General features: G+C 35.9%; 13 protein-coding genes. All 13 read right to left on the bottom strand.

Going from position 1 to position 12,971, the window contains the following annotated elements; all coding sequences use genetic code 11:
* Window positions 1–133 precede the first annotated feature (133 nt).
* Window positions 134–826 (bottom strand): GLPGLI family protein, encoded by a 693-nt coding sequence (locus ACUSJC_RS15625; RefSeq protein WP_449270500.1) that lies wholly within the window; start codon window positions 824–826, stop codon window positions 134–136.
* 207 nt (window positions 827–1,033) lie between these two features.
* Window positions 1,034–1,732 (bottom strand): GLPGLI family protein, encoded by a 699-nt coding sequence (locus tag ACUSJC_RS15620; protein WP_449270499.1) that lies wholly within the window; start codon window positions 1,730–1,732, stop codon window positions 1,034–1,036.
* Window positions 1,733–1,882: 150 nt separating this feature from the next.
* Window positions 1,883–2,470, bottom strand: a complete 588-nt coding sequence (locus tag ACUSJC_RS15615; protein ID WP_449270498.1) for an OmpH family outer membrane protein — start codon at window positions 2,468–2,470, stop codon at window positions 1,883–1,885.
* A gap of 92 nt (window positions 2,471–2,562) precedes the next feature.
* Window positions 2,563–3,771 (bottom strand): 3-oxoadipyl-CoA thiolase, encoded by a 1,209-nt coding sequence (pcaF, locus tag ACUSJC_RS15610; RefSeq protein ID WP_449270497.1) that lies wholly within the window; start codon window positions 3,769–3,771, stop codon window positions 2,563–2,565.
* Window positions 3,764–4,303, bottom strand: coding sequence for an FUSC family protein (locus ACUSJC_RS15605; RefSeq protein ID WP_449270496.1), 540 nt, complete (start codon window positions 4,301–4,303; stop codon window positions 3,764–3,766). The genes pcaF and ACUSJC_RS15605 overlap by 8 nt, the downstream gene beginning before the upstream one ends.
* Before the next feature lie 28 nt (window positions 4,304–4,331).
* Window positions 4,332–5,678 carry a 3-oxoacid CoA-transferase gene (locus tag ACUSJC_RS15600; RefSeq protein ID WP_449270495.1) on the bottom strand — a complete coding sequence of 449 codons (1,347 nt, stop codon included), beginning with the start codon at window positions 5,676–5,678 and terminating at the stop codon, window positions 4,332–4,334.
* Between the two features lie 13 nt (window positions 5,679–5,691).
* The gene (gene pcaD, locus ACUSJC_RS15595) at window positions 5,692–6,468 is read right to left on the bottom strand and encodes a 3-oxoadipate enol-lactonase (protein ID WP_449270494.1); all 777 of its coding nucleotides are present in this window, start codon (window positions 6,466–6,468) and stop codon (window positions 5,692–5,694) included.
* A gap of 9 nt (window positions 6,469–6,477) precedes the next feature.
* Entirely contained in the window at window positions 6,478–6,768 is a 291-nt protein-coding gene (locus tag ACUSJC_RS15590) for a muconolactone Delta-isomerase family protein (RefSeq protein ID WP_449270493.1), read from the bottom strand.
* A 15-nt stretch (window positions 6,769–6,783) separates the two neighbouring features.
* Window positions 6,784–7,905, bottom strand: coding sequence for a muconate/chloromuconate family cycloisomerase (locus ACUSJC_RS15585; protein ID WP_449270492.1), 1,122 nt, complete (start codon window positions 7,903–7,905; stop codon window positions 6,784–6,786).
* Between the two features lie 100 nt (window positions 7,906–8,005).
* Window positions 8,006–9,382 (bottom strand): MFS transporter, encoded by a 1,377-nt coding sequence (locus tag ACUSJC_RS15580; protein WP_449270491.1) that lies wholly within the window; start codon window positions 9,380–9,382, stop codon window positions 8,006–8,008.
* Window positions 9,383–9,393: 11 nt separating this feature from the next.
* Window positions 9,394–10,725, bottom strand: a complete 1,332-nt coding sequence (locus ACUSJC_RS15575) for a DcaP family trimeric outer membrane transporter (protein WP_449270490.1) — start codon at window positions 10,723–10,725, stop codon at window positions 9,394–9,396.
* 28 nt (window positions 10,726–10,753) lie between these two features.
* Window positions 10,754–11,545, bottom strand: coding sequence for a 1,6-dihydroxycyclohexa-2,4-diene-1-carboxylate dehydrogenase (locus ACUSJC_RS15570; protein ID WP_449270489.1), 792 nt, complete (start codon window positions 11,543–11,545; stop codon window positions 10,754–10,756).
* Window positions 11,546–11,569: 24 nt separating this feature from the next.
* Window positions 11,570–12,922 carry an MFS transporter gene (locus tag ACUSJC_RS15565; RefSeq protein WP_449270488.1) on the bottom strand — a complete coding sequence of 451 codons (1,353 nt, stop codon included), beginning with the start codon at window positions 12,920–12,922 and terminating at the stop codon, window positions 11,570–11,572.
* Between the last annotated feature and the right edge of the window lie 49 nt (window positions 12,923–12,971).

The following is a 12,971-nucleotide window of genomic DNA, read 5'->3' as shown; positions in this document are numbered from 1 at the left end:
TATAATTGTTTGAGGTTTTTAAGTGTTAAAATGGAGTATTTTCTTTTTGTTTTTTAGAGGCTTTATACTGTCTTGCACCACGCCGGTTAGGGTTTGGGAGAAGGAGAAAAAAGTAAGAAAAAGACTTTGGACATTAATTTTTTAAGTTAAAACCATTTAACTCTTCTAATTTTTTGTTAAGCTCTTCTTCTGTTATAATATTCATTTTATCTTTTATTATTTCAAAATCTTTTTCTGATTTAACTTCTATTTTTGTAGCTCCATAAGTTACATTACGTACTTGAAGTTCAAGAATTAATCCTGGTAAACCTCCATATCCCATTGGTCCCATTTGAGAAGAAATTTCAGGACAATACCATGCCGTTACAGAATGCTTAGACTTCCCTTTAGGATTTGTAACAATATATTCTGTAATTGCTTTATAACAAATATATTTATCTATTTTTTTTATTTCTTTTTCTAATTTCCAATTCCTATTTAATTCTGTCTTAACATAAATATTGTCACCTAATAAATCAGATTTTTGATAAAGATTGTCTTTATCCCTATAAATAACCCCATTATATAAAGCAATAATTTTAGAAAGAGCTAAAGAATTATTTAGATCATTCATTTTATCAATTGAATAAAAATAAGAAGTTTCTCCTTTGACAATCAATCCAAAATTTAAATATTTAGCATTACTTTTTGCTTCTTCAAATATTTTAGGAAAAGGATTCCCTTTGTCTATTAATGAATCTTTTCCTATTGTAACTTTATATTCTATAAAAACATTTTGAGCATTCATGAAAATACTCATAAGTAAAAAAAACATAATTCTTTTCATAGTATAAAAATTTGCTAGGGGTTTAATTAAACCCCTAGCAAGAATTAATTATTAAATTATCATTTAAACAATTAAAATATGCCCAATATGAATAGCTAGTAGCTGTTTGAGTATCATAATCTGCACTTAATACCCAAACAAGTATTTGAAATTTTACTAAATCACAATCTGCTTTCAAAACATTTTCTGTTTTTGTTTTTTTTAATATTATTCATCAAATTGTTTCATAAATTTTTTACCAACTTTATTCTGAAACTCTTGATTACTGATTACTTTTCCTTTTTTAGGCAATTCTAGAGGTTCATTTGTCGTATTTAAATTGATTTTTACCAACCCAAAAACACTATTCCATTCCTGGAGTTCTAAAATGAGTCCGGGAAGTTTTCCATAGCCTTTTGGTCCCAAAGGAATAGGAATTTGTGGGCAATACCAAGCAATCAATGGGTGATGGAATTCTCCTCTTCCGTTTATGACAATATATTCTGAAGTGGCTTTATAACAAAGATAACCGTCAATTTCTTTGGTTTCGCTAGTTAGTTCCCAATTGGTTTGCATTGGATCTACAATCAAAAAAGTATCTTCTCTAAACATTCCGCTTGTATTATTTCTCCACACCTTTCCATCATAAGTAAAAATAGGTTTAGCGGATCCGGAAAGTAAAACAGCAAGATTTACATCACTATTTTGGTCTATATCCATAACAGGAATAAGGCTAAATTTTGAAATGGAATCATTGGTTTGAAGCAAAAAATTAAGCTTTTCTGCTCCTCGAATAGTTTGTAAATGAATATCTCCGATATATTTACTCTTTACAATTTTCTCATCTTTTAAGACTTTAAAATTATAGATGATTTCCGCATTTTGAGCCCAACAAAAACCGGAGAGGAGAATAAAAAATAATTTCATAAGCGATAACCTAAAAATAAACTGCAAATAAGTACTATTTATAAAAATAGAACGTACAGTTTTTCTGTATATTTTGTTAAAGTTTAAAATCTATAAACAAAAAAATCCCGCCATTGCTGACGGGATTTCTATTTTTATTGAAATGAAGAATTATTTTTTCTCTTCTTCTTTGGTTTCATTAGTTGCTGATTTGTCTTCTGTTTTCCCTTGAGTTGCTTTAAACTCGTCGTTTAACAATTTTAAAACAGTTTCTGTGATGTTGTAGCTATCTTTAGCATATAAAACCGTTGCAGCATCACCTGTACCGTAGATGTAATCGTACCCTTCTTTTTTACCATATTCTTTGATATAGTCTTTTAAAGATTTGATGATTCCTGTACGAATACTGTCGCTTTCAATTTGAATTTGACGTAATAAAGCTTCTTGTTCCATTCCTAATTGCTGCTCACGTTGTTGTAACTCAGCACCTTTTTGTTGTGCCCAAGCCATTCCTTTAATTTGAGCATTGCGTTGGAAGTTATTAGCTTCGTCTTGAAAAGCTTGTAATTTTGCTTGCAACGGACGACCCATTTCTTGCGATTTTACTTTGAACTTTTCGTCTTCATCTTTAAACTTTTCATATTTTTCTAAAAGTTCAGCTGTGTCAATATACGCTGTTTTATAAGCCGGTACACTTTCTTGTTTGTTACAAGAAATCATAGCAATTGCAAGTCCTAAAATTAAAAATGCTTTTTTCATTTGTTGTTCTTCAAAATTTTATGGCGGTAAAAATAAGAATTCCTTATCAAGTTACCAACTTCTATTTTTTTAATTGAACGGAAGAAACCGATTTATACTTTTTCTAAAATTAAAGCATACCCTTGTCCTACGCCCACACACATAGTTGCCAAAGCATATTTTTTATTTTGTTCTTGCAGTTCTAAAGCCGCACTGTAAACGATTCGTGTTCCTGACATCCCTAGTGGGTGACCAATTGCAATTGCGCCGCCATTTGGGTTGATTCGGGCGTCATCATCCGCTAGACCGAATTCTCTGATACACGCCAAACTTTGAGCGGCAAAAGCTTCGTTTAACTCAATAACGTCAATATCTTTTAATTCTAATCCGGCTCTTTTCAATGCTTTATGAGAAGCTACAACCGGACCAATTCCCATGATTCTCGGTTCTACACCCACAACACCAGAACTCACAATCTTAGCTATGGGTTTCAGATTGTATTTTTTTACCGCTTCTTCAGAAACTAAAAAAACTGCTGCTGCACCATCGTTTAATCCGGAAGCATTTCCAGCGGTAACCGTTCCGTCTTTTTTGAAAGCAGGTTTTAGCTTTGCTAAAGTTTCCAAAGAACTGTTAGGTTTCACAAATTCGTCTTTGTCAAAAAGAACAGCTTCACCTTTGCGTTGCGGAATTTCAACTGTCATAATTTCTTTGGCTAACCTTCCGTTTTCTTGCGCTTTAGCTGCTTTCATCTGCGAATTATAAGAAAATAAATCCTGATCTTCCCTTGAAATATTGTATAACTCTACTAAGTTTTCTGCTGTTATTCCCATAGGATCAACCCCATACATTTCTTTCATTTTCGGGTTCACAAAACGCCATCCAAAACTTGAATCCTCCATTTTAGAGTCGGTTCCAAAAGCTTTTGAAGGTTTAGAAACCACTAATGGTCCACGCGTCATGTGTTCTACCCCGCCGGCAATATAAATATCACCATCACCAAAAGCAATGGCTCGGGCTGCATTTACGATAGAAGACATCCCTGAAGAGCACAAACGGTTGATCGTTTCTCCCGGAATAGTATAAGGCAAACCTGCTAGCAGTAAAGCCATGCGCGCTACGTTTCGGTTGTCTTCTCCTGCTTGATTGTGACAACCTAAGATTACGTCTTCAATTTCTTCAACCGGAATCTCAGGATTTCGTCTAACCAATTCTTTGATCACAATAGCTGCTAAATCATCTGTTCGTACTTGTGATAATCCGCCTCCAAAGTTTCCAACTGGCGTACGAATACCATCAATAATATATACATTTTTACTCATTTTTTATATTTTTAAATCCTTCATCTTCGGGTAAATCCCATTTTTTTCTTAGAAAATTAATCCCGTATGAAGTAATTACTGTTATTGCTAATCCTATGAAACATCCTAAAGCAACACCGGAAAATCTTTCGACAGCACCTATCCAACTCATGTTGTTTTTTTCGTAAATCAAAACGATAATTAGTGCTACAATTGCCGTGCGCACCACATTCATCAAATTGAAAACATAACAAAAAACAATGGATAAAATAATTCCTGTTATGATAATCAAGAAATTAGGTGTTCCGATTAAAAAACAAAGCAGTCCCATTCCCGAACCGATAAAGTTCGCTTTGAAACGTTCTATAGCCAATCTTTTAGAATCTTTTGCCTCTGGCGAAATCACTAAAACAATTGACAATAAAGCCCAATATAACTGATGATCAATGAAGTGAAGGTATAATTCGTAACCAATCCAAAATCCCAAACAACATCTGAAAATATAGATGGCTAAATCAGAACCTATACTATGTTTAATTAGTTTTTCCAGCATATTTTATATTCGTTTATCTCGATTAAAATTAAGATAAATTTTCTATAAAATGTGCTTCTGTTTTTTGTTTTACTTCTTCTAATGTTGCGCCAGGCATGACTTCAACCAAAGTCAATTTGCCTTCGATATACTTAAATACCGCTAAATCAGTGATTACCATATCTATCGATTCAATTGCTGTTAAAGGCAATTTACAGCTAGGTACAATTTTAGATGAGCCATCCTTGTTAGTGTGTGTCATGGTAATAATCAGTTTTTTAGCTCCTGAAGCCAAATCCATAGCACCACCAACACCTAACAAAGGTTGTCCCGGAACAGCCCAGTTGGCTAAATTAGCGGTTTCATCTACTTCCAAACCGCCCATAACCGCTACATCGATATGTTTTCCTCTGATCATCGCAAACGAATCAGCACTGTCAAAATAACTACTTCCGGGTAAAGCCGTTACCGGAATTTTTCCGGCATTGACTGGATAATCTAAAGCGCCGCCGCCGTCTTTTGGAGCAGGACCAACGCCTAACATTCCGTTTTCGGTATGCAGAATAATACCGTGTTCCGGCGTAATTAAATCGGCAACCAAAGTTGGTATACCAATTCCAAGATTTACCACATCACCTTTTTGAAGCTCTTGCAAAGCTCTTTTTGCCATGTTCATTCGGCTCTCGCTAACTTTTTTTGAAGAACTTACAGAAGCCGAACTTCCCAAATCTTCCAAATGTAACGTAGCTTGCACCAAGTAATCTACAAAACAGCCCGGAGTATGAATTTCGTTAGGATCAATAGCACCTTCCGGTACAATTTCTTCAACCTCAGCAATAACCAAATCAGCAGCAGTAGCCATGGCTCTGTTGAAATTTTGTTCGGTCATTCTGTAGACCAAATTTCCGGCAGTATCAGCTTTCCAAGCTCTGATAAAAGCAACATTTCCGCGAATCCCTTCTACAAAAACCTGTTGCACGCCTTTCAATATTTTGGTTTCTTTTCCTTCAGCAATCACCGTTCCGGCAGCCGTTGGTGTAAAAAACCCACCTATTCCAGCTCCACCAGCTCTTAAAGCTTCAGCCAAAGTACCTTGCGGAATTAATTCGTATTCCACTTTGCCTTCCTGAGCTGCTTTTACCGCTTCGGGATTACTCGTAAAAAACGAACCTATCATTTTTTTGATTTGTCCGTTACGCAATAGCAGACCGCCACCTAAACCAGGTTCGCCTACATTATTCCCGATAAACGTTAAATCTTTAGTATCTGTTTTGGCTAAAGCATACATTAAGTGCACCGGATTTCCTGTCATTCCGAATCCGCCTTGTAGCAACACATCACCATTTTTCACCATTTTTGCGGCCTTTTCTAAAGAGATTTGCGGTGTTTTTTTCATTTTCTTAGTTCTTTTATTTTAAAAAATCCAATAGTGCTTGATTAAACTCAGCGGCAGCTTCCACGTTAGAAAGATGTGCTGCATAAAATGCTTTTAATTGCGCATTTGGAATTTGTTCTTGCATAAATTTTCCGTCTTCAACCGTTGTAACTGCATCTTCTGTTCCACAAATCACTAGGGTAGGAGCTTCAATTTCATGTAATTGTGTTCTGAAATCAGCATCGCGCACCATAGCGCAATTGGAACAATATCCCGCGACATCCGTCTTGGCAAATACGTCTAAAATAGGTTGAATTTGATCGTAAGAAGACGCTCTGAATTTTTCGGTAAACCATCTTTCGGCAGTTGCCGGAACAATATTGGCCAATCCGTTTTCGGAAACAGTTGCAATTCTTTGATTCCAACCTTCTTGCGTTCCAATTTTAGCCGCTGTATTACAAATGATTAATTTTTCAATTCGCCCTTTAGCATGAATTCCCAACCATTGTCCGATTAATCCGCCCATGGAAAGTCCGCAGAAAGCGAATTTTTCAATGTTTAAGAAATCGAGTAGTGCTAAGACATCCTTTCCTAATAGTTCCGCGGAATATTCGCCCGAAGTTACGTTGCTTTGTCCGTGACCACGAGTGTCTTGAAACAATAAGTTGTATTCTTGAGATAACGCTTCAATTTGAGGGTTCCACATGGAAAAATTGGTTCCTAAAGAATTAGAAAATACCAATGTTTTGTCCTTGCCGTTTTGCAAGTATTCGTAGTGGATTTTTGTGTTATTTACTGTAGCAAAAGACATAGTTGTTTTTTATAAAAGGGCTTCTCTAATAGCATTCGGGTGTTTACAAAGCGCTTTCACTTTGATGTCCATGTAGGGAAAAAGAGGTAAAGAGCTAATGATAGCATGTAATTCATCCGGACTTTCTACTTCTAAAACACTTACGTTAGAATATTGTCCGGCCACACGCCATAAATACTTCCACTTTCCTGATTTTTGCCATTTTTGAGAGGTTTCTTGTTCTCTCTTGATATAATCTTTCAATTTATCTTCATCCCAAGTGGTTGGAATGTTTACATCCATTTCGACTAAGAATACCATAACTGTATATTTTTATTATTTTCTTCTGTATTTTTCTAATTTGTCCAAATCCAATTCTAATCCCAATCCCGGACCTGATGGGATTTTCATAGATGAATCTGTATACTCTATTCCTTTTTTTACGATGTCATCCGTTAGCAATAAAGGTCCGAAAAGTTCGGTTCCCCAAGACATATTTTTTAGCGTACTGAATGCTTGAGCTGAAGCTACAGAACCAATTGTTCCTTCCAAAAGTGTACCTCCGTACAAACTGATATCGGCTGCTTCGGCAACAGCTGCTGTTTTTAACACATTGTACAAACCGCCTGATTTTCCGATTTTTAAAGCAAACACATCGCCTCCACGGATTTTTGCCAATTTATACGCATCAGAAGCATCATTTAAAGCTTCATCGGCCATAATGGGCACAATGAACATATTGGTCAAACGTGCTAACCCTTCAAAATTATCTTTAGCAATTGGCTGTTCAATTAAATTAATACCGGCATCCTGAAGTTTTGCAATACCAATTTTAGCTGTGCTTTCATCCCATGCTTGGTTAACATCGACTGTGATTTTAATTTCTTCTCCCAAAGCCTTTTTAATAGCCGCTACGTGAGCAATGGAAATTTCCGGAGCTCTCCATCCAATTTTAAGTTTAAAAGTGTTGTGGCGCCCGATTTTGATTAATTCTTGAGCTTCTTCAATGTCTTTTCCGGTATCACCGCTAGCTAACGTCCAAAGTACTGGTAAACGGTCTGTATTAGCCCCGCCTAATAATGTAGCTACTGAAACGCCTAATCTTTTACCTTGAGCGTCTAACAATGCGGTTTCAACGGCTGATTTGACAATGCGGTTTCCGCGGATGCTTTTTTCCAACACATACATGATTTGGTGGATATTAGTTGCATCTTTCCCGATTAAAAGAGGGGCAAAGTAGGTATCAAAGTTTAATTTCATACTTTCCGGAGATTCTTCTCCATAGCTTAATCCTCCAATAGTTGTGGCTTCACCAATTCCTTCTATTCCATCACTACTAAAAAAACGTAGAATAACCATAGCTTGGTTACGCATTACCGTCATGGATAAATGATGAGGTCTTATTGTAGGTAAATCTACGATGATTGCTTCTACTTTTTGAATGGTTATATTTGCCATATTATTTTTTTATTTTTTGAAATCTTGTAAAATTACAAATTGCTTTAGGTTCAAAAATTATACTTTTCTTATTTTTATTGGATGAATCCAATCCACGTGATTAGTGCGCTTCTTTGAACTTTGACAGCCTATGCAACGATAACACCACGATAATCAAATAGATAGCAGCCATACTCATTGCAATTACATAACCATTGTAATTATTTCGAATGGCAAAGAAAAAAATACTTCCGATTACACTAATTCCTAATGCTGAAGAAAATTGCTGGACCGTTACATAAACACCACCAGCGGCAGCGGCATGTTCCACGGGAATCTTTTTTAAAGCATAATTCAAAATGGAAGGTAAAAGGGTTCCTTGTCCTAAACCATAAATGAACATAAAAAAAGGAATCAAGAAAATATTTTCTTTACTGTCTAATGTAAGCAATTGTAATACAATGGAAAGAATCATTAAAATTCCACCGCCAATTAGGAGTTTAATTCCATATTTTGCTAAGAAACGAAACGCTATTAAAGACGAAATTAGAAAACCTACACCATTAAATGAAAAATATCGGCTTGCTGTTAAAGCATCGATATGTAATACTCTTTGGAACTGAATTGCACACATTAATAAATATGAATTATGCGCTCCCCAAAAAAACAAGGCTATTACTAAAATTAAATTGAAACTTCGTATTTTAAATAGGCTAGTGGTGAGCAATGGGTTTAATTGCCGAATGGTTTTTTTGTGTTGATTTCTTCCAAAGAAAAACAAGAGTAAAAAAGCAGACAACAACAAAGAAACCAAAGTTACTGAAAAACCGGTTTCAGGAATTGTTGTCAAACTATAAATTAATGCTGAAAGCGAAACGGTTAACAATAAAACCCCTGAAAGATCAAATCGTTCTTCGTTTTTTTGTTTGGTTTCTTGTAAACTAAACCAAGCTAAAACTAAAGTAATTATTCCCAATGGCACATTGATTAAAAAAATCAAGCGCCAACTTTCTTCAATAAAGTTTGATGCTACAAAATAGCCTCCTAAAAATTGACCGATAATAGATGCAATCCCTAGAGTAACGCCATAATAACCAAAAGCTCTTGCCCTTTCATTGGGTTCTCTAAATGCTACTTGAATCATGGTCAAGGTTTGTGGCACCATAAACGCAGCAGAAACTCCTTGGATAAACCTGAAAAAAATCAACTGCCAAATGGTTTCTGCCAACCCACACATGGCCGAACTAACCGTAAAAGCCAACATGCTCCACAAGAACATTTTTTTGCGCCCAAAAAAATCACCTGCTCTTCCTCCGGTTATTAAAAAAACGCAGTACCCTACTAAATAAGAACTTATGACAAGTTCAGTATGACTATCGATCGCTGTGAATTGTGCCCTGATTGCAGGTAAAGCCATATTTACAATGTAAACATCTACAACCGTTAATAAGGGCGACATTAATATCACAGCTAGAGAAATCCATTTATTTTGTAGCATCAAACTAAGTTTTAAAAATTGAATGTAGTTGCAAAAATTATTCTGGAATTTGCCACATCGCTCAAATTAGCAACGGCTCTTCCTCTGTTGTCAGCATCTCCCCATTCAGCCATAGAATATTCGAACTCTAAACCGAATTTCAGTTTATTCAACACATATTCCACTCTTGGAGCTACGCGATAAATATAATTAATGGTTCTTGCTCCGGCTCCGGCTCCAATTCCACTAACAGCAGCTGAAAATCCATAAGCTTGTGCAGTAACCGTTGGATCACTATTGTATTTATCAACGCCATTGTTTTTACTGTATCCGGCAAAGAAACCTGGCACCAATTTTTTATTCGTTTTAGCGGTAAAATCAATCCAATATGCTTGCGTGTTCATGGTTTGATAGGTTTCCAAACTACCATCAGGTTTGGTATATCCTACAAATCCACCAAGCATAATGAAAGAAGCTGCGTTTTGAGCTAAGGTCGCTTCTGCTTTAAGAGTAAATTTCTTTGTATCCCATCTTGAATATAACATTCCTGTTACACTATTCAATCTTTCGTTAGAATACAAACTTAATGTTCCTGAGCTTATTTTGGGACGAATGTTTTCATAATGTCCGGCTAAACCAATGATAAAATTATCGGTTTTATAATTGAATTGTAAATGCCCTGCCGGAACACCACTGTTTGTATAGGGTTCGGTATTTGAAGTAAAGTCGCGTTGTGAAATCGCCGCAACAATCATATTGAAATGACTTCCTAATTTTTGTGTTAAACGGATTTGCGGATTTCTGTTATAAGGCATATATGGAGCTCCACCACTGAAGTTTACCGTTCCGGGAAAAATTTCAGGAATGGTTAACGGATGCCAAAACTGTCCTGCGCCGATTTGTGTTTTACTCCAATTTAAGGTAATCCAAGCATGTCGCAAGCGAAATTCGTTGATTCCGCCTTCAGCATTACCGAAATAATCTCCTTCTAAAATTCCGTTTAATTTGGCTCCAAAAACATCTGGTCCTTTAATTTTTACACCCATTCTGGAAAGAATTGACAACATTTGAAATTGTGATGCCGAATTGATATCTTCTCCGTTAGCATCGTATTTTCTGTCTTTGGCCCACATTAATACGGCTGCTTCTCTCACATCGACCGTTTGTCTGGAATCTAACATAGCGTCATGTCTGATAAAACCATAGAATTTAAGGTTTACATCGCGTTCTTTTAGATACGCATCTACAGCGTTTTGTATTTTTTTATTTTCAGTTAAGGAATCCTGTTCTATATTTTGGGAAAAGCAAAAGCCTCCTGTGAACATTAACAAAGTGCCAATGTTCTTCAATATGTTTTTTCTCATTTTTGATTCGTTCTTTATTTGTTTTTGATTAACCCAAGTCGCCTCCCGAAACCGGAAGCGTAATTCCGGTGATATAAGAAGCATCGTCAGAAGCTAAAAATAAAATAGCTCCAACTTGCTCGTCAATAGTACCATAGCGTTTCATTAATGTAGAATCAACTGTTTGATCAATAATTTGTTGGTACCAATTTTTCTCGTTTTCCGATTGTTCATTCGGATTACGCGGAATTATTCTTGGCGGAGCTTCCGTTCCTCCGGTGGCAATTCCGTTTACCCTTATGTTTTTGGTTGCATTTTCAAAAGCCAATGACGCTGTAATAGCATTCACTCCGCCTTTTGCTGCAGCATAAGGAACCCGATTGATACTTCTTGTGGCTATAGAAGAAATATTGACAACAGCTCCAGAATTTTGTTCCAACATATAAGGTAAAACCGCATGACATCCCCAAAGTGTCGGAAATAAAGAACGTTTGATTTCTTTTTCAATTTCATCTACTTCGTAATGTTCGTAAGGTTTTGCCCAAATAGTACCTCCCACATTGTTGATTAAAACATCAATTCTATTGAAGGTAGCTTTAACCTCTTTGAATGTCGCAACGAAATTTTCATACACTTCTAAATCGGCAACAATTCCTATTGCTTCGCCACCTAAAGCCTTAATTTCATTAACGACTTCGTGCACAATTTCGGAACGGTCTACCAATGCTACTTGAGCCCCTTCTTGAGCAGCTCTAACAGCGACTCCTTTACCAATTCCTTGGCCGGCACCTGTTACTACAATGATTTTATTTTGGAAACGATTGGGAAAAAATTTGTTCATTTTTGTAAAAAATAGGTTAAGTATTTATCCTAATTTGGGTTCTGTTTGAAGTTCTACTTTCGGAGTTATTTTGTGAACGTAAGCATATTTTAGACTTACAAAACAGATAGCTAAAGCTCCGATAGCTCCCGGAATCGCAAAAACCATAAAGTTAGCTTCAAAAGGTAATCCCATACCTAATAAAGCTCCTCCAAGAATTGGTCCTACCATTCCTCCAATTCTACCTACGCCTGATGCCCAACCGATTCCAGTTGAACGAATATCCATAGGGTAGAACTGTGCAACATAAGCATATAATAAAATTTGAGTTCCTATAGTAGTGGCACCAGCCATTCCTATTAACAAATAAAGCACAAAAGTGTTGCTCTTGAACCCTAATAAGCTCAACGAAATTGCCGCTAGAGATAAGAAAATTATAAGAACTTTTCTCAAGTGGAATTTATCGCCTAACCATCCGCCGCCAATAGCTCCTATCATAGCACCAACGTTTAACGCTAATAAGAATGATAAACTAGATCCTAATGGATAACCGGCTTGTGTCATTAATTTTGGCAACCAAGAATTTAATCCATAAACCATTAACAAACACATGAAGAATGCTATCCAAAACATGACAGTACTGATTCCTCTATTGTTTTTGAAAAGTTGCACTAAACTTGCACCCGGAACTTTTTCAGGTGTTTCAAAAGTTACTTTTTCATTGGCAACAATAGCATTTGGATCAATTTTTGAAATAATCTTTGAAACTTCTTCATTTTTATCACTTCTCACTAAAAAAGCTAAAGAATCAGGAAGGTATTTTAAGATAATTGGCAATAGTATTAAAGGAATTCCACCTACATAAAATACGGATTGCCATCCGAAACTTGGCAAAAGTAACATTCCCAATCCGGCAGAAAGCATTCCGCCTACTGCATAACCGCTAAACATTACTGTTGTTAACAAAGAACGCATCTTTTTAGGCGCATATTCAGTAATTAAAGCAACGGCATTGGGCATTAAACCGCCAATTCCTAAACCTGAAATGAATCGGCTTAATCCAAATTGGAATGGATTTACCGTCAAAGTGTTAACCAAAGTAAATACGCTAAAAAGAACCAAGCATATTATAATTGATTTTTTTCGACCGATTTTATCGGCTAATGGTCCGAAAATAAGTGCCCCGAACATCATTCCGAATAAGGCATAACTTCCTAAAGTTCCTGCTTCCATCGGTGTTAGGTTCCATTCTTTCATTAAAATGGGTAAAACCACACCGTAAATGACTAAATCATACACATCAAAAATGATGATTAAAAAACACCAGAAAAGTACTTTCCAGTGAAAACTTCCAAATCGAGCATCGTCGATTACCTGTTGAATGTTAATAGTTCTCATGAGTTTTATTTAATTTTTGGTTGTTACGTTATTGGATTAGTTTTTGGTT

The sequence above is a fragment of the Flavobacterium sp. U410 genome (genome assembly GCF_053570605.1).
Note: the sequence above shows the minus strand (reverse complement) of the source record. Positions and strands in the feature narration are given on the sequence as shown.